This is a genomic window from Nitratireductor aquimarinus (genome assembly GCF_017255295.1).
GTDB lineage: Bacteria > Pseudomonadota > Alphaproteobacteria > Rhizobiales > Rhizobiaceae > Nitratireductor > Nitratireductor aquimarinus.
The window spans coordinates 407,517-430,431 of record NZ_JAFKDE010000003.1 but is presented as its reverse complement, the minus strand read 5'-3'; the positions used below and the strand labels follow the sequence as shown (position 1 = coordinate 430,431).

Here is a 22,915-nt window from a genome sequence, read left to right as displayed (position 1 = left end):
ATCGGCCATCCGGTAATGACAGCCGGCTCATTCGTTAACGATTAACTCAATCAAGTTGAATGTTCAAGTAAGTTGAATTAATAAGCCTGTATGAAGATTGTCCACCCACGCCGCATCGTCGGATCGAACGCTGAACGCACCCGTCTGCACAATCGACAGGTGGTGCTTGGGCATGTGCGTGAGCGCCAGCCCATCGGGCGCGCCGAGATCGCGCGCATTTCGGGACTTTCCACGCAGGCGGTGAGCAACATCATCGCGGAGCTGGAGGAGGACGGTTTCATCGTCGAGGCCGGTCGCCAGTCGGCGGGCCGGGGGCTTCCGGTCCTCCAATACCGGCTGAACGGTGATGGCGCGGCGGCGCTCGGCATCGAGGTGCGGCCGGATGCCATGTTCGGCGCGCTGGTGAACCTTGCCGGCGAGACGCTTTTCACGACGCGCGAAGCCCTGCCAAAGAACGATCCCAAGACGGTTGCAGATGTGGCCCGGCGCATCAGGACGGTGGCGCTCCATGGCCGGAATGCGGAAAAGCAGGACATTCTGGGCGCTGGCGTCGTCATGCCGGGGCCGTTCGGAAAGGTCGGCATTTCCGGCGCTGGCCAGACGGCCCTGCATGGCTGGGAGGAGACGGACCCCGTCGCGCTGTTTGAGGATGCGCTCGACATGGCGGTCGTGGTCGAGAACGACGCCACCGCCGCAGCCGTTGCCGAGCGCGTGCGCGGCGTTGCATCGGGGCTCAGGACTTTCTGCTTCATCTATTTCGGCGCGGGTCTCGGCCTTGGCGTCGTCAATGATGGCGAGGTGCAGCGCGGCGCATTCGGCAATGCGGGCGAGATCGGTCATGTGATCGTGACGCCGGGTGGACGCCAGTGCGCCTGCGGCAACAAGGGCTGTCTGGAAACCTATGCGAGCCGCATTTCCGTGCGCTCCAAACTGGCCTGTGCCGGCGTCGAGATCGACAGCGCGACCGACATCGAGAAGCTTTATGAAGCAGGCAATCCGCATCTGATGGAGTGGATCGGCGAGGCGGCCGGCCCGCTCTCGCAGGCCATCGGCATGATCGAGAACCTGTTCGATCCGGAAACCGTCATTCTCGGCGGGGCGATGCCCGACGAAGTGCTCGATCACCTGATCGGCGCGCTGCATCTGCCCGGCGGCTCGGTTGCGGCCCGTGAGGGGCGCGTTTCTCCGCGCGTGCAGCGCGGCGCATGCGGCCGCCTGACCGCCGCCCTTGGCGGGGCAGCCCTCGTCATCCACGACACCATTACCCCGCGCATTGCCGCGAAGACTTGATAATTTCCGGGAGGTTTGGAATGCCCTTGTCCGATCAGGAGCGTATTGACGCGCAGATGCGCAACCCGCGTATCGTCCAGCTGTGGCGCGCGCTGGCGCCGCTGAAATCCTGCGTCTCCTTCATGAACACGGGTGCGCACCCCGATGACGAGACATCCGAGATGCTGGCAGCACTCGGGCTGCGGGACGGCGTGGCGCTGTCATTCGCCTGCGCCAATCGCGGCGAGGGCGGGCAGAACGCCATCGGCTCGGAAGTCACGCATGATCTGGGTGTGGTGCGCACTGCCGAGATGGAGCGCGCCGCCGATGTGCTGAACCTCAATCTCTACTGGCTTTCCGAAACGCCGGACGACGCCGTCTTCGATTTCGGTTTCTCCAAGAGCGGCAAGGAAACGCTGGGCAAATGGGGACGTGAACGCACGCTGAAGCGTTTCGTCGAGATCATACGCACCGAACGCCCGGACATCATCTGTCCGACTTTCCTCGACATTCCGGGCCAGCACGGCCATCACCGGGCGATGACGGAACTGGCGCATGCGGTGATGGAAGCGGCGGCTGATCCGGCGTTTCCCGATGTGGATCTGCCGGTATGGCAGGTGAAGAAGCTCTATCTGCCGGCATGGTCCGGTGCGGGCGACGCCTATGATGACGATCTGCCGCCACCGAGCGCCACGCTGACGGTGAAAGGCGGCGGCGAAGACCCGGTGACGGGCTGGAGCTGGGCGCAGATCGGCGAGCAGTCACGCGTGTTCCATCGCACGCAGGGCATGGGCCGCTGGGTCGCGCATGGCGCGCCGAACGACTGGCCGCTCCATCTGGTGCGCTCGGAGGTTTCCGGCCCGGATGACAGCGTGACGGACGGCCTGCCGGTCACGCTGATCGATCTGGCGGCGTTTGCCGGTGCGCCGGAAATCGCCGCGCAACTTGTAACTGCGCATGAGGCCTGCATGGCGGCCATTGCCGCTTTCCCGAACAGGGAGAGCGTGGCGCGAAAGGCAGCCTCGGCACTCAGGGCCGTTCGCGAGGCGCGCGATGCCTGCCCGGCGCACGCCCATGACGAGGTGCAGCACCGCCTTGCCGCCAAGGAAGTTCAGCTTTCGCACGTGATGCGGATCGCAAGCGGGGTGCAGGTGCGCGCTGCACTTGAGCGCGACATTCTGCGCCCTGGCGAGAGCGTGGCGCTGACCATCGAGAGCGCCGGACCCGTGGCGGAAGTGACGCCCGTCGTGCCGGAGGGCTGGCGCGCTGCCGATGGCCTCGTCCATGTGCCGGAGGATGCGCAACCCACCGACTGCTATCCCGCGCATTATCTGCCGGGCAGGGCGCGCCTGCCTGCGGTGCGTGTGGGCGTGACCATTGACGGGGTTTCGGCGGAAACGCTCCTGCCGCTCGAGCGCGCGCCGGTGGTTCTGCCCGCGCGCTCGGCCACGCTTGCGCCTGACCGGGCGCTGATCAATGTTGCAGCCAGCGCGCGCACGATCGATCTGCGTGTTTCGGAACTCCATCCGGCACAGGCGGAAACCGCGCTGGAACTGCCGGACGGCTGGACTGCATCGTCGGTGACGGGCGGCTTGCGGGTTACAGCGCCTGAGGCCATCGCGCCGGGGCTTTATGAGCTGCCGCTGGAGATTGACGGTCAGACGGCCGAAACGGTTCACCGGTTCGATTATCCGCATATCGGCGCGCGGGCGCGCGCCTTTCCGGCCAAGCTCTCCGTGCGGGTGCTCGACGTGGCGCTGCCGGATGTGCGTGTCGGCTATGTGGGCGGCGGCAATGACCGCGTCGGACTGTGGCTGCGCGCGCTCGGCCTCGATGTCACCGACATGAGTGATGAGGCGCTGACGGCTGAGGGGCTGAAGGACATCGACACGCTGGTGGTGGGCATTTTCGCCATGCGCGCCCGTCCGGCGCTTAAAGAAGCGATGCCCGCGGTGAAAGCCTGGGTCGAGGATGGCGGCAATCTGGTCACGCTCTATCACCGCCCGTGGGATGCGTGGGATCCGGAGACGGTGCCGCCGCGCCGGCTGGAGATCGGCAAACCGTCGCTGCGCTGGCGGGTGACGGATGAGAATGCCGAGGTGACCCATCTCGCGCCCGGACATCCGCTGCTCAACACGCCGAACCGCATCACGGATGAGGACTGGAAGGACTGGCACAAGGAGCGCGGGCTCTATTTCGCCAAGAGCTGGGACGAGGCCTATGAACCGCTTCTGTCCATGGCCGACCCGGAAGAGGATGTGCATCAGGGCGCGCTTCTCTCGGCGCGGATCGGCAAGGGGCGGCACACCCATGCGGCGCTGATCCTGCATCACCAGATGGAGAAACTGGTGCCCGGCGCGTTCCGCCTGATGGCGAACCTTCTGGCGCGGCCGTGAGTGCGCCTGCCACGGCAAAGGACAATCTGCGCGCCGGGGCCTGGCTTCTGGCGGATATGGGCCTCAACATCTGGGCCATATCCATCGTCAAGGCGCTGGGCGCGGGCTATCCGCCGTGGCAACTCGTTTTTCTCAGGGCACTGGTCGGGTTCTGCCTGATCCTGCCGTGGCTGGCGCGTCAGCGGCAGGTTCTGTGGTCGATCGACCGCGTTCCGCTGCATCTGTTCCGGGTGTTCCTGTCGGCTGTGGCGCTGACGGGCGGCTTCTACGCCGTCGCGCATCTGCCGCTGGCGCTTTACATGACCATGAATTTCACGCGGCCCGTCGTGCTGGTGGCGCTTTCCGCGCTGATCCTGCGCGAGGCGGTGTCCGGTTCGCGCTGGCTTGCGGCGGGGCTGGGGCTCGTCGGCGCGTTCATCGCCGCAAGCCCCGGCAATGTGGAATGGACGCCGGCCCTGCTCGCGGCGCTGGCCGCCGTTCTGGCAGGCACGGGGGCGATCATCGTCACGCGTCAGCTCAAGGGCACGCCGCCGGTGGTGATGATGCTGTTCTATACGGGCGGTCTGGCGCTGATCACCGCCTGGCCGGCCATTTCGGGCTGGCAGGACGTGGCGGCCGGTCACTGGCCGTTTCTGCTGGCCGTCGGCATCTTCTCGCAGGCCGCGCAGTTCTGTTTTCTGCGGGCGCACTGGCTTGGCGATGCGGGGTTTCTCGGACCACTCGGCTATTCGAGCCTGATCCTGTCGGGCGTGGTGGGCTATGTCTTCTTCGGTGAGGTGCCCAGCCTCAACACGGTGATCGGCGCGGCCATCATCGTTTCGGCCACTGCGTTTCTCACATTGAGGACGGCGCGGCTGAGAAGCCACGCCGCCTCTGGCAGTTGAAGCCTGTAAGCGCCGATCAATCGGGATCGGCGCCTTCGGCAATCGCCTCGTCGGCGATCTTGGGCCGGAAGTAGCGGCCGACGATCAGCGGCATGACAAAGCCGATGATGGCGAAGGACCAGAGCCCGATGGCGAGCCACGAGTTGAACAGCATCGTCCAGTCGCCGTCATGAATGGTCATCGCGCGGCGCAGGTTCTTCTCCATCTGGTCGCCCAGAAGAACGCCGAGGATGATCGGCACCAGCGGCACGTCGAGTTTGCGCAGAACCCAACCCAGAACGCCGAAGGCGATCATCACCAGAAGGTCGAAGGTGGAGCCGGAAATGCCGTAGATGCCGACGAAGGAGATCATCGCCACGGCGGGCATCAGATAGCGGGTCGGGATCAGCAACACGCGCACGAACAGCGACACCAGCGGCAGGTTCATGGCCAGAAGCATGATGTTGCCGATGAAGAGCGCGGCGATCAGGCCCCAGACCACATCCGGGTTCTGCTGGAAGAGCAGGGGGCCGGGGGTGATGTTGAGCGCGAGCAGCATGGCGAGCAGGACGGCGGTGGTGCCGGAACCGGGAACGCCGAGCGCCAGCATGGGCACCAGCGCGCCGCCGGCGGCCGAGTTGTTGCCGGCCTCGGGCGCTGCCACGCCGCGCGGATCACCCTTGCCGAACGTGCCGTTGCGGTCGGAGATGCGCTTCTCGAACGTGTAGGAGATGAAGGAGCCGAGCGAAGCGCCGGCGCCCGGCAGAACACCTGCGATGAAGCCGAAGACCGTCGAACGGCCCATGGCGGGAATGGTTTCGCGCACCATCTTCCACGGCGGCACGATGCGGCCCACCTTGACCACCTTGTCGTCTGCGCCGCCGCCGGCACGGTGTTCGAGGAAGATGAACACTTCCGAGAGCGCGAACAGGCCGACAATGGCGACGAGGAAGTCGATGCCGTCATAAAGATGCACTTCGCCGAAGGAAAAGCGCGGAACGCCGGTCTGGCCATCGACGCCGATGGTGGCGATGCCAAGGCCCAGAACCGCGGCCAGCGCCGCCTTGGCCTGATTGCGGCTGGCGATGCCGCCAAGCGTGGCGAAGGCGAGCACGAACAGCGCGAAATACTCGGCCGGACCGAACAGGAGCGCGACCTTGACCAGCTGCGGCGCGAGGAAGACGAGGCCCCAGGTGGCGAAGAATGCGCCGACGAAGGATGCAAGACCGGAGATGGCGAGCGCTTCGCCAGCCTTGCCGGCCTTGGCCATGGGATGGCCGTCGAGCGTTGTCATGAGGGCCGGTTCATCGCCTGGAATGTTGAGCAGGATCGATGAGATGCGGCCGCCATACATCGCGCCATAATAGACGCTGGTCAGCAGGATGAGCGCCGGTGTGGCCGGCAGGCCGAGGGTGAAGGCGAGCGGTATGAGGATCGCAACGCCGTTTGAAGGGCCGAGCCCCGGCAGCGCGCCGATGATGGTGCCGAGAAAGCAGCCGATCAGCGCCAGCATGAGGTTCTGCCAAGTCAGTGCGACGGCAAAGCCGTCTGCCAAAGAGGCTAGTGTGTCCATGATAGGGCCTCCCGTCTCAGAAGCCCCAGGGGCCGCGTGCAAGCGACAGCCCCAGGACGAGATGGAAAATGACATAGATGCCGACGGCGATCACAACGCCGGCGATGATGGCGGAAACGGGGTGCGACCCCAGACGCCAGGAAAGGTAGCTCGCTGCGATGGCCGTGCAGAGCACGAAGCCATATTCCTTCAGGAACAGCGCATAGGCGATCATCACGGCGGTGGCGACGCCGATTTCAAACAGCCGCGCGAAGCCTGGCCATTCCGGCTCGGTGTCCGGCTTGAGAATAATGACCACGCTGGAAATCGCGAGCACGGTGCCGATCATGTAGGGAAAGGCCTTGGGGCCAAACGGATCGGATATGAAGCTCAGTTCGATCTGCGTCGCCTGCCAGAGATAGAAGGCGGCGAGGAGGAAACCGAAAACGCCGAAGATGCGGTCGCTCATGACAGACGTGTTCCCCTGATTGTTCTTGATACAATTCGGGCCTGTGGGGTGTCCCGACAGGCCCGATTAGGTTCGCTCGTGCGTTACTTCACGATGCCGATCTGTTTGGACAGATCGGTGATGGAATCGATGGATTCCTTCACGAAGGCCTGGAATTCCGCGCCCTGCAGGTCGAGCGGTGCGAGACCATTGTTGGCCATGACCTCTTTCCACTCGTCAGAGGCATAGACCTTGCTGACGGCATCGACCCAGTAGTCATAGGCTTCGTCCGACATGTTGCCGGGGGCATAGAAGCCGCGCCAGTTCGCACCGATCACGTCGATGCCCTGTTCCTTGGCCGTGGGGAAGGAGGAGAAATCGCCTTCAAGACGCTCGGGCGCCATGACGGCAATGACCTTGATGTCGCCGGAATCGACGAAGCCCTTGGCTTCCGAGGCATCGCCCGTGAACGCCTGCACGGAGCCGGCGAGGAGCTGGGTAACGGCTTCACCGCCACCGTCAAAGGCGACATATTTGACCTGACGGACATCCTCGATGCCGGACTTGGAGGCGGCGATCAGAACCTTCAGATGATCCCAGCCGCCCACGGCAGAGCCGCCGGCCACGGAGACGGAGGACGGGTCCGCCTTGATCTTGTCCATCAGCTCGGGGAGCGTGTTGATGGGCGAATCCTTGGCGACGGCGATCACGCCGTAATCAGCGCCGACTGCGCCGACCCAGCGCACCTGATCCATCGTGTTGCCGGGGAACGCGCCCTGGGCGAGACGGGTGGCGGTTGCCGAGGAGGCGGCGACAATCAGATTGTTCTCGTCATTCCGCTTGCCGACGACTTCGGCAAAGGCCACGCCACCGCCGCCGCCGGCGACATTGGCGACCTGCATGGTGCCGGGAACAAGCTTCAGGTCCTGAAGCGTCTTGCCAACCTGGCGGCAGGTGAAATCCCAGCCGCCGCCCGGATTTGCAGGCGCGATGCACTCGGTGTTGTTGGGATCGAACGCGAACGCCGAAAGGCTGGACGCAAGTGTGACCACGGCCGCAAGGCCAAGCAGCTTCTTCATGGAATTCCTCCTGTTAAGCAGTTCCGCCACATGGTGGACGGAACTCTCCTCAAACCTGTTTTTTAACCGCTGTCCTCCCGGAAACCGGAGCGGTGCGCCAATGAGATTGTTCTCATGACGATGGAGAGCCTATAGGGTGTCCCTGTCACAAAGCTGTCAAAGTCGGGAAAAATGCATTTCTTGATCGTCGAAGACACGCGCGATGTCGCAGAAGCCATTGAAAGAAGGCTGGAAAAGGCCGGTCATGTGAGTGATCGTGCGGAGACGCTGGAAGACGCAAGGCACTTCGTGGCGATGGCGCATCACGACCTCGTCATTCTGGACATCAACCTGCCCGACGGGTCGGGCATCGCGTTTCTGAAAGCGCTGCGGGCTGCGGGAAACCGGGTCCCGGTGCTGGTTCTGACAGCGCGGCTTGCGGTCAACGACAAGATCGATGCGCTCGATCTCGGCGCGGACGACTACATGATCAAGCCGTTTGATCTCGGCGAGCTGGAAGCGCGCATCCGCGCCATCATCCGGCGGCGCAGCGGCGAGGCCGACCGGACGCTTTCGGTCGGAAAACTCACTTTCGACATGGCGGCGCGGCGGGTTCTGATCGACGGGCAGCCCTGTGATCTGACCCGGCGCGAGCAGACGCTTCTGGAGATTTTCCTGACAAACCGGGATCGTGTTCTCGACAAGGAGGATTTGCTCCTGCGCCTTTTCGGCCATGATGATGAGCGCAATCCCAATGCGGTGGAGCTCTATGTCGGGCGGCTGCGGCGCAAGATCGAGGGTTCCGGACTGGAAATCCGCACCTTACGGGGGCTCGGCTATCAGGCGGTGACGATGGAGACGGGCGGCTGATGGCGCATCAGGGGCGCGAGGCTGCGCCCGACCGCAGCCTTTCGATTGCCTATCGACTGGCCATTTCTCTGACTCTGGTGCTCGGGCTCGCCGTGGCAGCGACGATTTATGCGGCCTATGGCTATGGCCGGCAGGCGGCCAACGAAGCCTTCGACCGGCTGCTTCAGGGCGCGGCGCTTCAGATTGCGGAGCGCATTTTCGTGATCGAAGGCGAGGTGCGCGTCGATATCCCCGTTTCGGCGTTCGAGCTTCTCTCGCTTGCCAAGGACGAACGCGTTTTCTACCGGGTCGCGCAGCCGGATGGCGCGACGCTGACGGGCTATGAAGACTTCCCGCTGCCCGAAACTGACGAGGTCCCCGAGGGCGGTCTTGCCTATGAAGTGGATTTTGGCGGCGAGCGGGTGCGCGCGCTTGCAACCCTGCGCAGGCTGGCCGAACGGGCGGTGAGCGGCGATATCTACATCGTCGTGGCGCACACCACGGGAAGCCGCGAGCAGCTTGCCCGCAGCATGGCCACACAGGCCGTCGCCGTGATCGCCGGTGCGGGTGTCGCCATTCTGGTTCTGGCGCTTCTGGCCATGCGCTATGCGATGCGCCCGCTGGAGCGCATTCAAACGGCGATCCTCGAACGCGATCCGCTCGACCTCTCGCCCTTTTCCATGCATGCGCCGGACGAGGTGTCGGCGCTGGTCGCCTCCATCAACCGCTTCATGGGGCGGCTCGACCGGCGGGTGCGCGCCATGCAGGACTATGTGGCCGATTCCGCGCATCAGATACGCACCTCGATCACGGCTCTGCGGGCGCATAGCGAGCTGGCGCTGGACGAGGATGATCCAAAGCGCCTGAAGGTGCTGCACCGACGCATCCGCAGCCGCGCCATAGGGCTGAACCGGCTGACCGACCAGTTGCTCAGCCATGCGCTGGTGACACACCGCGCCGACACCGCACCGCTGGAGCCGCTCGACCTGCGGCGCATCGCTGTCGACGCTGAACGCGAGTTCACGCAGCTTGCGGGTGGCGGCAGATCGCGCATCCGTCTCGACTTGCCGGAAGAACCGGTGATGGTGCGCGGCGATGCGTTCAGTCTGGGGGAAGCCGTGAAGAACCTTTTGAACAACGCGCACGCCCATGGAAAGCCGCCCATCGCGCTTGGCGTATCGAGCCATGGCGAACGGGCGCGGGTCACCGTCGCGGATCGCGGCGGGGGGCTCTCCGTGCGTGATCCCGTCGAGATCGGCCAGCGTTTTGCGATCAACCCCAACAAGCCGGAAAGTGCGGGGCTCGGGCTCGCGATCGTGCGTGAGGTGGCGGAGTTTCATCACGGGCATATCGCGCTTGATGGCGGGGAGGGCGCGTTCTCCATCAGCCTCGATCTGCCGCTTGCAACACCGGGAGACCAGCCGGCATGATACGCTTCATCCTGTGCGTTTCGGCGCTGTTCGCGCTCCTTCATGCGCTGCCGGCCCACGCCAATGACACGGTGTTCGATGCGCCGGACGGCAAGGCTGAAACGCTGGTTATCGGCAGCGTGACCGATCTCGAACACATCGAACCGCTCATTCGGGAGTTTCAGAGAACCAATCCGACAACAGAGGTCGTCTATCGCCAGATGACCAGCCTCGATCTTTATGGCGCTGCGGCGGAAGCCTGCGAGGAGCGGCGCTTCTTTGCCGATGCGGTGATTTCGTCCGCCATTCCCGAACAGGTGCGCCTTGTGAACGATGGCTGTTCGGAGCCGTTCCGCTTTGCGCTGCCGCCCGACCTGCCGGACTGGGCCTCGTGGCGCAACGAGCTTGTGGGTCTCACCTTCGAGCCCGCGGTGATCGTCTACGACCGGGAAGGGCTGGAACCGGATGAGGTGCCGCGCAACCGTTTCGAGCTGGTCGACCTTCTGCGCCAGACGGAGCGTTTTCGCGGTCGCATCGGCACCTATGACATCGAAAGCTCCGGCGTCGGCTACATCTTCGCCTTCGAAGACGCCGCGCAGGCTTCCACCTGGGGGCGGCTTCTGGAGAGTCTTGGTCAGAACCGGGCGCAGCTTTTCTGTTGCAGTTCCGATGTGATCGACGGCGTGCGGACCGGCCGGCTGGTGCTCGGCTACAATGTTCTGGGGTCCTATGCGCTCGCCCGGCAGCAGGAAGATCCGCGCATCGGCATCATCTTTCCGTCCGATTACACGCTGGCGCTGTCGCGCGCGGCACTGGTCTCGCGCCATGCCCGCAACAAGCGCGCCGCCAATGCGCTGATCGCCCTGGCGCTCAGCGACAAGGGACAGGAGCTTTTTTCCGGCCCGTCGCGTCTGTTCTCCTCGATGAGCGGGCCGGAAATGCTGGGCAGGATCGATACGGGCGACGGACCGTCTGCCGAGGCGGCGGCCTTCCGGCCCATCGGGCTTTCACCGGCCCTTCTGGTCGGGCTCGACCAGGCAAAGCGCAAGGCGTTTCTCGACCAGTGGCGCAAATCCTTTCGCGCGGGCGGTGGAGAGTAGAAGGCGCGCTATTTGCTTTCCCGTCATCCTTGGCTAATCATGCCGCAAAAAACGGGGAGAGGTGCGGGAGGAAATGGCGAGCGGTCAGGCAGCAAAGGCGCAGCGCAACATGGCGGCGGATCCGGAATTCGGGCCGTGGCTTGCGCAGGCTTCGATTCTCGTCATCGATGATGAACCGGGCATGCGCAACTTTCTCGTGCGCACACTTGGTCCGCGCTGCAAGCGGCTCGATGAAGCCGCCGACACGGAAGAAGCCTCCCGAAAGCTCGACGCCAACCACTATGATGTGGTGATCCTCGACAACATCATGCCCGGCAAGAACGGCGTCGACTGGCTGGCGGAGCAGCGGGCCATCGGCTTTTTCTCCAACGCCATCCTGATGACGGCCTATGCGGACCTCGAAACCGCAATCCAGGCGCTGCGCGCGGGCGCGGTCGATTTCATCCTGAAGCCGTTTCGCTCCAACCAGCTTCTGAACGCGGTGGCCCGCTGTCTCGATCAGATGCGGCTCCAGCGTGAAAATTACGTGCTGCGCTATGAGCTGAAATCCACATCGGACCATGTGTTGCTGCGCGACAAGCTGATCGGCGGATCAAAGGCGATCAGTGATGTGCGCAACACGATTGCGCGCGTCGCGCCGCTGCCCACATCGGTGCTGCTGACCGGCCAGTCGGGCACGGGCAAGGAAGTGGCGGCGCGTTCGCTGCACTCGCTGTCGGACCGCGCGGACAAGCCCTTCGTGCCGGTCAATTGTGCGGCGATCCCGCCAGACATGATCGAGACCGAGCTGTTCGGCCATCTGAAGGGCGCGTTCACGGGGGCGGAAGGCGGTCGCGAGGGCCTTTTCATGCATGCCCAGGACGGCACGCTGTTTCTCGACGAGATCGGCGAATTGCCGCTTGCGACACAAAGCAAACTCCTGCGGGTACTCGAAGACCGGCGCATCCGCCCGGTCGGCTCGGAACGTGAAATCCCGGTCGATCTGCGTTTCGTCTTCGCTACCAATGCAGAGCTTGAGAAACAGGTGGAGGCCGGCCAGTTCCGCGCCGATCTCTTCTTCCGCATCAATGTGATGCAGATCCACCTGCCGCCGCTCAAGGATCGCGATGACGATGTTCAGGAACTGGCGGATTTGTTCATGAGCAAACTCTCGCTGCAGCTCGGCACGCCGGATGTGCCTATCGGCGCGGATGTGCGGGCCGCGCTTGCGGCCTATGCGTGGCCCGGAAACGTGCGCGAATTGCGCAATCTGATCGAACGCACGCTCATTCTGGGGCGTTTCCCGGACGACTTTGGCGGCAATGGCGCAATTGTTCCCGAAGCGACCGTCGGCGGCGAAAGCCTGGCCGACATCGAGCGCCGGCATATTCTGGCCGTTCTGAAGCGCACCGGCGGTGACCGGGAAGCGGCGGCGCAGCAATTGGGGATTTCGCGCAAGACAATCGACCGCAAATGCGCGGCCTGGAATGTCTGAGCGATTAGCGACACGCCAGCCAAGGGGAAAGGGCGGTTCGGTCCGCTTTCGTCTTCTGGCGATCGCACTCCTGCCGACACTGGTGATCCTGCCGCTGCTGCTTGGCATGGCGGTTTATCGCTGGAACGCCAAGTTCGACGCGGCGCTCATCTCCAAGGTGAATGGCGACCTGACCATTGCGCACCAGTATTTCGCGCGCCTGCTTGAGAACACCGGGGAACGCGTGACGGCGCTTGGCGCATCCGCGCGCTTTCGCGATACGCTTGACGCGGGCGGTGAGGGACTTTCAGCCCTTCTGGAAGAGCATCGCCGCAGGCTCGATCTCGATTTTCTCTATCTCCTGCCTGAAGACGGCGGGGTGCTTGCCTCCGCACCGCACCTTGCAGGCGCGCCCCGGCGTGACTGGCTGATCACCGAAAAGGCCTATGCCGGTGAGGCCATGACGGGCGTCGACATCTTTTCCCGTGAGGAGCTTGCCGACATATCGCCCGCCCTTGCCGACCGCGCCCGGCTGGAACTGGTGCCGACCGCCAATGCCGTTCCCACGGAGCGCGCAGCGGAGACGCGCGGCATGGTCGTGCATTCGGCAACGCCGGTGAGGCTTGCCGATGGAAGCGCGGCAGCACTTGTCGGCGGCAATCTGCTCAATCGGAACCTCGTCTTTATTGATACGATCAATGATCTGGTTTACCGCGAGGCGAGCCTGCCGGAGGGCAGTCAGGGAACGGCGACGCTGTTTCTGGACGATGTGCGCATCAGCACCAATGTGCGCCTTTTCGAGGGGCGCAGGGCGCTGGGCACCCGTGTTTCGAGCATTGTGCGCTCGGCTGTGCTGGGACAGGGACGCGTCTGGCTCGACAGCGCCTTTGTCGTGAATGACTGGTACATCTCCGCCTATGAGCCGATCACGGACACCTATGGCAAGCGCGTCGGCATGCTCTATGTCGGCTTTCTGGAAACGCCGTTCACCCAGGCGAAATACGCAACGCTATTGACGATCGCCATCGCCTTTCTGGCGATAACGGCGCTCAGCGTCCCGCTTTTCCTGCGCTGGGCGCGCTCCATCTTCAAGCCGTTGGAGCGGATGGCCGGCACGATTTCGGAAGTGGAAAGCGGCGATCTTGGCGCGCGCACGGGCATTCACGGCGTCGATGACGAGATTGGCCGCGTGGCCCAGCATCTCGACCTGCTTCTGGAACAGCTACAGGAGCGCGACCGGCAATTGCGCGCCTGGAACGAGGAGCTGAACGCGCGCGTTGAAGAGCGCACGCGGGAACTGCGCCTTGCCAACCGGCAGCTTGAAGCGACGACACGCCAGCTTATCGTCTCCGAAAAGCTCGCCGCCATCGGCGAGATCACTGCTGGCGTGGCGCATGAGATCAACAACCCGATTGCCGTGATGCAGGGCAATCTGGAGGTGGTGCGGCAGGTGATGGGCGAGCGGGCGGAAGAGGCGCGCACAGAGTTTCGCCTGCTGGACGAACAGATCCACCGCATCAGCCAGATCGTCACCAAGCTGCTTCAGTTTGCAAGACCTGAGGAATATGCAGGGTTTCTGGAACGACACGCGCCGACGGACGTGATTTCCGACACATTGCCGCTGGTGCAGCATCTTCTCAATAAGAGCGAGATCGTCGTTGAACGCGATGATCGGGCAAGCAGGCTGGTTCTGATGAACCGAACGGAACTGCAGCAGGTTCTGGTCAATCTGATCGTGAACGCCATCCACGCCATGTCGGATGGCGGCACGCTCTCGCTGCGCAGCCATGACAGCGATCTGGACGGCAAGCCGGGCGTCTTGATCGAGGTGGCCGATACGGGCGTCGGCATGTCGGCGAAAATGCTAAGCAAGGTGTTCGATCCCTTCTTCACGACCAAGCGGCAGGAAGGGACGGGGCTTGGCCTGTCGATCAGCCAGACGCTGATTTCGCGACAGGGCGGCAAGATCTCGGCTGAAAGCGAAGAGGGCGTGGGCACGCGCTTCACGATCTGGTTGCCCGAGGCCAGCTGAGGCCTTTGGACAAAATGTCCGGACATTTTGTCCGTGTCCCATGGACAATTTGTCCATAGAGAAACTCTTTCAATCGATAAGCAATTGAAATCGTTCAGATGTGCCGACTGGCACGCTCATTGCTTACCCAATGGGTAATGCAAGAGGAGGACGTTTTCAATCACCTGATCCCGCAGCGGGGACCGTGTCTGGTGCGCAGGGCGCCGGACCAGCGCAGGCGGGATTTTCGCACAAGTAACCAGCAGGACGGCTGCCGGGTTTCCGGCAGGAGGAGGAGACTTAATGTCCGCAGCAAGTGAAACACTAACCGGCGCACCCGCCGGTGGCTTTCTCGACAGGGAAAGAATCATCGCCCGGCCGGGCTTCAACCGCTGGCTCGTTCCGCCGGCAGCACTCGCCATCCATCTGTGCATCGGCATGGCCTACGGCTTCAGCGTGTTCTGGCTGCCGCTGACGCAGGCCATCGGCATTTCCGAGAGCGTCGTCTGTGAAGACATGACGCTGGTGGGCGCGCTGTTCACCACGAGCTGCGACTGGCGCGTTTCCGATCTCGGCTGGATCTACACGCTGTTCTTCGTGCTGCTCGGCTCCGCTGCCGCCATCTGGGGCGGCTGGCTGGAGCGCGCCGGCCCGCGCAAGGCCGGCGTGGTTGCAGCCTTCTGCTGGTGCGGCGGCATCGCCGTTGCAGCGCTCGGCGTCATGATGCACCAGCTCTGGCTGATGTGGCTGGGCGCTGGCGTGATCGGCGGCATTGGCCTCGGCCTCGGCTATATTTCGCCGGTTTCGACGCTGATCAAATGGTTCCCGGACCGTCGCGGCATGGCCACGGGCATGGCGATCATGGGCTTTGGCGGCGGCGCGATGATTGGCGCACCGCTGGCCGACATGCTGATGAACACGTTCAAGACGGCCGATTCCGTTGGCGTGTGGCAGACCTTCCTGGTCATGGCGGTGATCTATTTCGTGTTCATGATGGGTGGCGCTTTCGGCTACCGCATTCCGCCGGCCGGCTGGCGCCCCGAGGGCTGGACCCCGCCTGCCAAGAGCGCGAAATCCATGATCACCTCGCGCCATGTGCATCTGCGCGACGCCCACAAGACGAAGCAGTTCTGGCTGATCTGGGCGGTTCTGACGCTCAACGTTTCCGCCGGTATCGGCGTGATCGGCATGGCGTCGCCCATGCTTCAGGAGATCTTCGGCGGACGTCTGATCGGTCTTCCCGAACTCTCGTTCAATGAACTCGACGCATCGCAGAAGACCGCGATTGCAGCGATTGCGGCAGGCTTTGCCGGTCTTCTGTCGCTGTTCAACATTGGCGGACGCTTCTTCTGGGCCTCGCTTTCCGACAAGATCGGCCGCAAGAACACCTATTATGCCTTCTTCCTGATCGGCATCGTGCTCTATGCGCTCGTTCCTTCAGCCGCGCATATGGGCAGCCAGGTTCTGTTCGTGCTGATGTTCGGCATCATCCTGTCCATGTATGGCGGCGGCTTCGCCACCGTGCCGGCCTATCTGGCCGACATTTTCGGCACGCAGTTCGTGGGCGCGATCCATGGCCGCCTGCTGACGGCATGGGCAACGGCCGGCATCATCGGCCCCGTGGTGGTGAACTACATTCGTGAAGCGCAGCTCAATGCGGGCATTCCGCGCGAGCAGGTCTACGACTTCACCATGTACATTCTGGCCGGAATGCTTCTGCTCGGCCTGATCTGCAACATGCTGGTCAAGCCGCTTTCGGACAAATGGTACATGTCGGATGAGGAAGTGGCCAAGCTTCAGGCGAAGTCTGCCGCTGCCGATTCCGGCCCGACCGGTTCCTTCGGCATCGGCAAGGGCGGTTTTGACGGCAAGGCGCTCATGGCATGGGCCGTTGTTGGTATCCCGATCCTCTGGGGTGTCTGGATAACGCTGCAGAAGACCGCGGCCCTGTTCTAGGCAGGGTTGTTGCAGCGCTGCCCTCCGGCTCTCGAGCCCCGCCGGAGGGCAGTTTTTCCAAGGGCCGCGCGATGCGCTGTGTCAGGCTTTGCATTGCGCGACCCTTCTTTTTTCCCTGAGCGGGAAAGCGCCTGTCGATCACGCCTACTTTCAGGGGCGACGGGCTTGTCAGCGGCATGGGGCTTGTCGAATAAGAAGCACGCCGTGCGTGACCTGCGCGGCGATGGATTTAGGGCAAATGCGCCTGTGGCTCGCGATGAAGCCAGGCCCGACGCATTTGCCAGACCCGGCGGCCGATTGCGGCGCGCGGGGCATGGTTTTGAAAGGGAGACAATGAAACCTGTTGCACTGGCTATTCATGGCGGTTGCGGCGTCATGGCGAAGAGCGATCTGCGTGAAGAGGAATGGGAGGCTGCGCGCGCAGACCTTGCGGCATCGCTTCGAGCCGGCTGGGCCGTGTTGAGCAAGGGCGGTTCGGCTCTCGATGCGGTGGAAGCCGCCGTTGTCGTGATGGAGGATTCGCCCCATTTCAACGCTGGCTACGGCGCAGCGCTCAACGAGAACGCGGAGCATGAGCTCGACGCCTCTATCATGAACGGCGCAGACCTCGATGCGGGTGCGGTTTCGGCGGCAAGCCGCATTCGCAATCCGGTCAAGGCGGCGCGGGCGGTGATGGAGAAAAGCGGCGCGGTGCTGCTCACCGGCGCTGCCGCAGATCGTTTTGCCGAGCGTTGCGGTCTTGAAATGGTCGCGCCCGACTATTTCACCACGAAGCGCAGGCAGGATGCGCTTGCCGCCATGAAAGAACACGCAAAGGCAGGAACGGCTGCGGCTGCATCGGAAGCCGAGAAGCACGGCACGGTGGGGGCCGTGGCGCTCGATGCAGACGGACATCTCGCAGCCGCAACTTCGACCGGCGGATACAACAACAAGCCGGAGGGACGCGTGGGCGATTCCCCGATCATCGGTGCGGGCACTTACGCGCGCGATGGCGTCTGCGCGGTTTCCGGCACCGGGCAGGGCGAGTTCTTCATCCGTCACGTGGTTGGCCACGAAATCGCAAGCCGCATCGCCTATCGCGGTGAAACGCTGGAGATGGCGGCGAACGGCGTCATTCGCGAAGACCTGAAATCCTACGGGATCGGTGCCGGGGCCGTGGCGGTGGACGGGGCGGGCAATGTCTGCGCGCCCTACAACACCGCCGGCATGTTCCGTGGCTGGATTGCCAGTGACGGCGCGCTCTACGTGGCGTCCCATGACGAGGTGTTCTGCGTCGAGACGCTTGAGGCTTCCGTCTGAGGACTGGTGCAGGCGCGCTGCTCTTGCCGCGCCCGCCGGGCGTCTCTATGTCAGGCGGGCGTGGGCTGCGGCCTTGAAACGAGCGGAGACAGAGCGCTGGACGAGCACATCATCATCGTGGGAGCGGGGCATGGCGGCGTGCAGGCGGCGGCAAGCCTGCGCGAGGAAGGCTATGCCGGGAAGCTGACCCTGATTTCGGCTGATCCCGAACTTCCCTACCACAAGCCGCCGCTTTCCAAGGCCTTTCTGAAGGCGCTGGATGCCGAACCGCAGATCCTCAAGGCGCAGGCCTTTTATGATGCGCAGGGCATCGATCTGCGCCTCGGCGAAACGGTTACGGCCATTGACCCCGAAGCCCATACGCTGACGCTTTCAGACGGGAGCGTGCTTCACTGGAGCCGGCTTCTGCTGGCGACAGGCGCCCATGCGCGGCCTCTCTCGGTGCCGGGTGCGGACCTTGATGGCGTGTTCTACCTGCGCGACTGCGCCGATGCGCGGCAGTTGCGCGAGGCTGCGGAAACGGCCCAAAACGTCGTCGTCGTGGGGGGCGGCTTCATCGGCCTTGAGGCTGCCGCGACCATGGCAATGGCGGGAAAGCGGGTCCGGGTGGTGGAAGCCGCAGAGCGCCTTCTGGGCCGTGCGGTGAGTGCGCGGATTGCCGCGCATATGCTGGCCTATCACGAGAGCCTTGGCTGCGAAGTCATCACCGGCGCGGGCGTCGAGCGCCTGATTGGCGAGAATGGGCGGGTGCGGGCGCTGGTGACATCAGACGGGCAGGAGCTTGCAGCCGATCTTGTGCTGGTGGGCATCGGTGCGCTGCCGAACACCACGCTTGCCGAACAGGCAGGTCTTGTCTGCGACAATGGCATTCGCGTGGATGCGGCGTGCCGCACCAGCGCGCCCGACATCTACGCCATTGGCGATTGTGTTTCGTTCCCGCATGTTGCGGCGGAGCGTTTCCTGCGGCTGGAATCGGTACAGAACGCGACCGATCAGGCGCGCTGCGCGGCGAAGGCCATGCTGGGGCAGGAGACCGCTTTCGATGCGGTTGCCTGGTTCTGGTCGGATCAGGGCGAACGCAAGCTGCAGATGGTTGGCCTGCCTTTCGGCGTGGATCGCGAGATTGTGGCGGGCGAGGCCGAGAGCGGCGCGTTCAGCGTCTATCTGTTTTCAGGAGACCGGCTTGTTGCGGTCGAGACCGTGAACCGGCCCGGAGAACACATGCTGGGCCGGCGGATGCTGGCGGCAGGATTCTCGCCGAGCGAGGCGCAGATACTGGAAGGACCGGCGGCGCTGAAGGCGGCGTTTATGGGGAAAGCCTGAGGCGAGAGGGGAGCTCCGCCTCTCCCATTTGAGGGAGTTCAGCACAAGCGTGAGCGACTACCAATCAATCTGATCGATTGATGGAGATTCGTTTCATGTCCGGCGCAGCAGCCATCCCGCGCACTTCTTCGCTTGCGATCAGCAGCCCTCTCAGGGAAATGCTGAGATCCTCTCTTATTCTGGCGCTTCTTGCGGGCGTGGCGTTCGTGAATGCCGGGGCGGACGCCCGTGCCCAGACGCTGAGCAAGGAGGAGCAGGCGCGGCTTGCTGCCGCCGATGAAGGCGAGACGCCCGCAACCGCCATCGCCCTTCCTTTCGAGGACCGTTTCGAGGATGACGGGCTCGCCGCGCACTGGCAGGTTCTGAACGAGGACCGCGACCAGTATGTTGCCGAGCGGGGCATGCTGCTTGCCATCACCAGCGGCGGCAGGGACGGTTTCGACAATGTGGATGCGCGCAACATCTACCAGTTGAAGGGCGCCATGCCGGACGGCGATTTCGACATCTCGCTTGGCGGCCGCCTCGACGCCAAGACCGGCTTTGATGAAGTGTGGCTGGGACTGCGCGAGAGCGATGAGAATTTCGTCGCCGCGCATCTCTATGTTCATACCAAGGGCTGTGGACCGGCGCTCTATATCAGCACGGTCGCAAACCAGCCGCTCAACCCGGAAGAACCCGCCGTGCCTTCTGCGATGTCCGTCAACCTCTTTGACGGGCCGGCAGCCCGGAATATCTGCAACAAGACCGGGCGCGCCTACGGGGATCGGGTCCTGGCCGATCTTTATGAAAAAGGATTCGTTCTCACGCTTTCCAGGCGCGGATTGCGCTACCAGGCGAAGGTCACGCTCGATTTGCCCGCAGGTGAAGGCGAGGCGGTAGGCGGCGTGCAGGAATTTTCCGGCGGCCGGGTCGCGCGCATGGCCGGTTTCGGCAGCCCCGCTTTCATGGTCGGGCAGGGCAAGAAGGCCAAGGGCGGGGAAACACTCGCCGAGTTCGACCGGTTCAGCATCAAACGTCCGGGGCAGCAATGAGCAGGGTGAGCAGAATGATGGGCAAGACGTGTTTCGCGCAAGGGTTGTGGCGCGCCATGCTGGGCACGGCGCTGGCCGTTTGCATTCCCATGGGGGCGCTGCAGGCGGAAGCGGCCGAGATTGATGACGCCGTGGAGGTGGTGCGCATGTTCTTTGCCGAACACAGCCGCCGCTTCAACAACAATGAAGAGCCGCTTCTCAATGATGGCAAGGCCTCGCGACGCTTTCTCGTGGACGGGCTTGCCCATGACGATCTGCAGGGCGCGCTGATGTTCGATCCGGTTTATGGCGGACAGGATGCGGACATAGCCAATCTGAACATCGCGCCGGATGCGGATGCGCCCATTCTGCGCGGTGCGGCGCAGATCCACGTGACATTCACGAATATGGGCGCGCCGCGCAACTTCATCTACACGCTGATCGAGGCCCCGGACGGGGCGTGGCAGATCAACGACATCTATTCCGAGGATGACAACTGGTCGCTGTCGGAGCTGGCGCAAGGGCAGGGTTTTGAAATCCGCTCCGATCCGGCCATGGAGGCAACGCTTTCGGGCGGGGGGGCTTCCGGCGCCGGATCGGGCGGAGACCGCACGCCGGAGGGTGCGGGCGCTGACGACCGGTCTTCCATCGTGCCGGGCATGGAAGAGGGAGACCTGCCGGGCAATGGTCTGGCCGAAGGCGGCAGCGATCTTCTTTTCGTTCTGGACGGTTCAGGCTCCATGTGGGGGCAGATCGACGGTGTGGCGAAGATCACCACGGCGCGACAGGTTCTGTCGGGTCTGATGGGCGATCTGGCAGCCAACACGAATGTGGGGCTGATGGCCTATGGCCACCGCCGCGAGGGCGACTGCGGCGATACGGAGATCATTTATCCGGTTGCCAATTATGAAAGCGGGCAGTTGAAGCCGGCGATTGAAGGCATCACGCCGCGCGGCAAGACGCCGATTGCCGACGCGCTCATGCGCGCTGCCGACGCAGTGCCGCAATCGGGCCGTCCGGCCAATGTACTCCTGATCTCGGATGGTCTGGAAACCTGCGGCGGGGACCCGTGCGCAGCGGCGGCAGCCCTTGCCGAGCGCGGTATCAACACGCGGGTGCATGTGGTCGGATTCGATCTGAGCGATGAGGAAAACGCAGCCCTGCAATGCATCGCGGATAACGGGAACGGCAATTACTACTCTGCCAGCAATGCGGACGAATTTGCGCGCGCCGTTGGCGAGGTTGTCGCCGAGGCCGAGCGACAGATGCCCGAGCCGAAACCTGCGCCACAGCCTGAACCGGTGGTTCAGGCTGTGTTTGAGGAGAATTTCGACGGGCCGGAACTGGATGCGGCCTGGCAGGTGGTAAACCCGGCTGAAAACCTCACGGCCTTCACCGGCGATGGCATGCTTTTCACCTCGGTGCTGGGCCGCTATGCCAATCATGACGATGCGAAGGCTCAGAACCGCTATGTGCTCGATCATGCCTTGCCTGGGGGGGATTTCGACCTTGCGCTCGATTTCAGGATTCATGAGCAGACCGGTTATGAGAATGTCTGGCTCAGTGTTCAGGACGATGCGGACAGCCAGATTGGTGCGATGGCATGGGTCTGGCGGAAGGGCTGCGGGGCCTATCTGAACCTGTCTCTGATCCGCGTGAGCGATGGCAAGGAGGAAGCCAGGTTCGATACGAACCTCTTTGACGGGCCGATTGTCGCCAGGCTCTGTCAGGACGGCGACCGCGCTTATGGCGACCGGGTTCTGGAAGCGCTCGGCACGCAGGGCGCGGAACTGCGGCTCAAGCGGCGCGGACGGCAGGTGACGGCGGCCATCGACATGGAGCTGCCCGAAGCCAACGGACGACCGGCCGACACGTTCCGCTTCGAGACAGAACCGATGACCGTGCTGCGTCTTTCCGGTCAGCCGGCCGTTCTCGCCGGGCACTGGCACAAGGCGCGTCCGGGCGAAAGTCATATCGCCTTTGATCGCTTCACGATTGAGGCCGGATCGGAATGATCGCGCTCCACACGGTCTGGCGGCATCTGGCAGGTGCAATGCTGCTCGCGGCCATGACGACCGTGACCCATGGGCAGGAACCGGATGCGCAGGTGCTTCGATGCGCAGCCGGGTTCGGTTGTCCCGCGGGCGGCGTGTCGCAGGAGGACGCGCTTGGCCTTGTGGATGTACGCTCGGCGCAGGAAGCGCGTGACCGCTATGCGCAGGATCATCCCGATCTTTATGTCGAGGATGCCTTTGAGGCGGCGAAGGAGACGGCTGCCGAGCCCGTGGAAACGGCGGATGCCGATCTTCTGCGCTGCGCATCGGGCTTTGGCTGTGAGGGTATGGCTGTTTCGCCAGACGATGCGCTGGTCCTTTCGGGCGAGAAAAGCAGGAGCGCTGCGCGTGACCGCTACGCAAGCGAATTTCCGGAAACCTATCTGGAAGACGCCTTTCCCTCGGAAGGCCAGCGCGACAATCCGGTTAAACTCGATACCGACAGCGCGGACGAGACGTCCGGAGAGATCGAGCTTTTCGATGGCAGCGAAGAACCGTCCAGGGCAATTGATCTGTTTGAGGGGGAAGGCGGCCCGGACCGGAAGAAAAGCAGCACAGAGGGTTCTGATTTCGCGCAGCTTGAAGGCTATGCCGAAAAGCCCTGCGCAGGCGAGGTCTACCAAAACCCGGATTTCATGCATATGGCCGGGTACAAGGTTGCCCTCTGTCTCAGGATGGCAGGCAATGCGCTCAGTGATTGCGGTCTGCCTGCCGCCCGCGCTTTCTGCCTCACAAGGCAGCATGGCAATGCAGCCTGTTTTGGCGTGACGACGGCAGCTCAGGCGCTCAATGTGGGCGCTTACTGTCAGGGTGGCGGCTGCGCGGCGTTCAGCTTCATCGTGTGCCGATAGGGGCGATTGTTGCG

General features: G+C 63.6%; 17 protein-coding genes. 14 read left to right on the top strand and 3 right to left on the bottom strand.

Going from position 1 to position 22,915, the window contains the following annotated elements:
* Window positions 1-90: 90 nt before the first annotated feature.
* Genes JYP46_RS06725 through JYP46_RS06715 form a run of 3 tightly spaced genes read left to right on the top strand, consistent with a single transcriptional unit; the run spans window position 91 to window position 4,549 of the window.
* The gene (locus tag JYP46_RS06725; protein ID WP_113155083.1) at window positions 91-1,290 is read left to right on the top strand and encodes an ROK family transcriptional regulator; all 1,200 of its coding nucleotides are present in this window, start codon (window positions 91-93) and stop codon (window positions 1,288-1,290) included.
* A 20-nt stretch (window positions 1,291-1,310) separates the two neighbouring features.
* Window positions 1,311-3,665 (top strand): PIG-L family deacetylase, encoded by a 2,355-nt coding sequence (locus tag JYP46_RS06720; protein WP_206547639.1) that lies wholly within the window; start codon window positions 1,311-1,313, stop codon window positions 3,663-3,665.
* Window positions 3,662-4,549, top strand: a complete 888-nt coding sequence (locus tag JYP46_RS06715) for a DMT family transporter (RefSeq protein WP_206547638.1) — start codon at window positions 3,662-3,664, stop codon at window positions 4,547-4,549. The genes JYP46_RS06720 and JYP46_RS06715 overlap by 4 nt, the downstream gene beginning before the upstream one ends.
* A 16-nt stretch (window positions 4,550-4,565) precedes the next feature.
* Here JYP46_RS06715 and JYP46_RS06710 read toward each other — a convergent pair whose 3' ends face one another.
* From JYP46_RS06710 to JYP46_RS06700, 3 genes are all read right to left on the bottom strand, one after another.
* Complete coding sequence (locus tag JYP46_RS06710; RefSeq protein ID WP_206545396.1) at window positions 4,566-6,101, bottom strand: tripartite tricarboxylate transporter permease; 1,536 nt, start codon at window positions 6,099-6,101, stop codon at window positions 4,566-4,568.
* 16 nt (window positions 6,102-6,117) lie between these two features.
* A complete protein-coding gene (locus JYP46_RS06705) occupies window positions 6,118-6,549 on the bottom strand; it encodes a tripartite tricarboxylate transporter TctB family protein (protein WP_113155087.1) in 432 nt (143 codons plus the stop codon).
* Window positions 6,550-6,632: 83 nt separating this feature from the next.
* Window positions 6,633-7,607, bottom strand: a complete 975-nt coding sequence (locus JYP46_RS06700) for a Bug family tripartite tricarboxylate transporter substrate binding protein (protein WP_113155088.1) — start codon at window positions 7,605-7,607, stop codon at window positions 6,633-6,635.
* 171 nt (window positions 7,608-7,778) lie between these two features.
* Between JYP46_RS06700 and JYP46_RS06695 the strand changes: the two genes are divergently transcribed.
* The 11 genes from JYP46_RS06695 (at window position 7,779) to JYP46_RS06645 (ending at window position 22,901) form a co-directional block, all read left to right on the top strand.
* Window positions 7,779-8,456 (top strand): response regulator transcription factor, encoded by a 678-nt coding sequence (locus JYP46_RS06695; protein WP_113155089.1) that lies wholly within the window; start codon window positions 7,779-7,781, stop codon window positions 8,454-8,456.
* Window positions 8,456-9,865, top strand: a complete 1,410-nt coding sequence (locus JYP46_RS06690) for a sensor histidine kinase (protein WP_206547637.1) — start codon at window positions 8,456-8,458, stop codon at window positions 9,863-9,865. Before JYP46_RS06695 ends, JYP46_RS06690 begins: the two co-directional genes overlap by 1 nt.
* The gene (locus tag JYP46_RS06685; protein WP_206547636.1) at window positions 9,862-10,944 is read left to right on the top strand and encodes an ABC transporter substrate-binding protein; all 1,083 of its coding nucleotides are present in this window, start codon (window positions 9,862-9,864) and stop codon (window positions 10,942-10,944) included. The genes JYP46_RS06690 and JYP46_RS06685 overlap by 4 nt, the downstream gene beginning before the upstream one ends.
* Before the next feature lie 73 nt (window positions 10,945-11,017).
* A complete protein-coding gene (locus JYP46_RS06680) occupies window positions 11,018-12,418 on the top strand; it encodes a sigma-54-dependent transcriptional regulator (protein ID WP_206545394.1) in 1,401 nt (466 codons plus the stop codon).
* Window positions 12,411-14,429, top strand: coding sequence for a sensor histidine kinase (locus JYP46_RS06675; RefSeq protein WP_206547635.1), 2,019 nt, complete (start codon window positions 12,411-12,413; stop codon window positions 14,427-14,429). Before JYP46_RS06680 ends, JYP46_RS06675 begins: the two co-directional genes overlap by 8 nt.
* Window positions 14,430-14,711: 282 nt before the next feature.
* Entirely contained in the window at window positions 14,712-16,364 is a 1,653-nt protein-coding gene (locus JYP46_RS06670) for an OFA family MFS transporter (protein WP_206547634.1), read from the top strand.
* A 333-nt stretch (window positions 16,365-16,697) separates the two neighbouring features.
* A complete protein-coding gene (locus JYP46_RS06665) occupies window positions 16,698-17,663 on the top strand; it encodes an isoaspartyl peptidase/L-asparaginase family protein (RefSeq protein WP_206547633.1) in 966 nt (321 codons plus the stop codon).
* 96 nt (window positions 17,664-17,759) lie between these two features.
* Window positions 17,760-18,986 carry an NAD(P)/FAD-dependent oxidoreductase gene (locus tag JYP46_RS06660; protein ID WP_206547728.1) on the top strand — a complete coding sequence of 409 codons (1,227 nt, stop codon included), beginning with the start codon at window positions 17,760-17,762 and terminating at the stop codon, window positions 18,984-18,986.
* Between the two features lie 95 nt (window positions 18,987-19,081).
* Window positions 19,082-20,017: a hypothetical protein gene (locus JYP46_RS06655; RefSeq protein ID WP_206547632.1), complete on the top strand. Its 936-nt coding sequence runs from the start codon at window positions 19,082-19,084 to the stop codon at window positions 20,015-20,017.
* A gap of 14 nt (window positions 20,018-20,031) precedes the next feature.
* Entirely contained in the window at window positions 20,032-22,011 is a 1,980-nt protein-coding gene (locus JYP46_RS06650) for a vWA domain-containing protein (protein ID WP_206547631.1), read from the top strand.
* A complete protein-coding gene (locus tag JYP46_RS06645; RefSeq protein ID WP_206547630.1) occupies window positions 22,008-22,901 on the top strand; it encodes a hypothetical protein in 894 nt (297 codons plus the stop codon). The genes JYP46_RS06650 and JYP46_RS06645 overlap by 4 nt, the downstream gene beginning before the upstream one ends.
* Window positions 22,902-22,915: the final 14 nt, after the last annotated feature.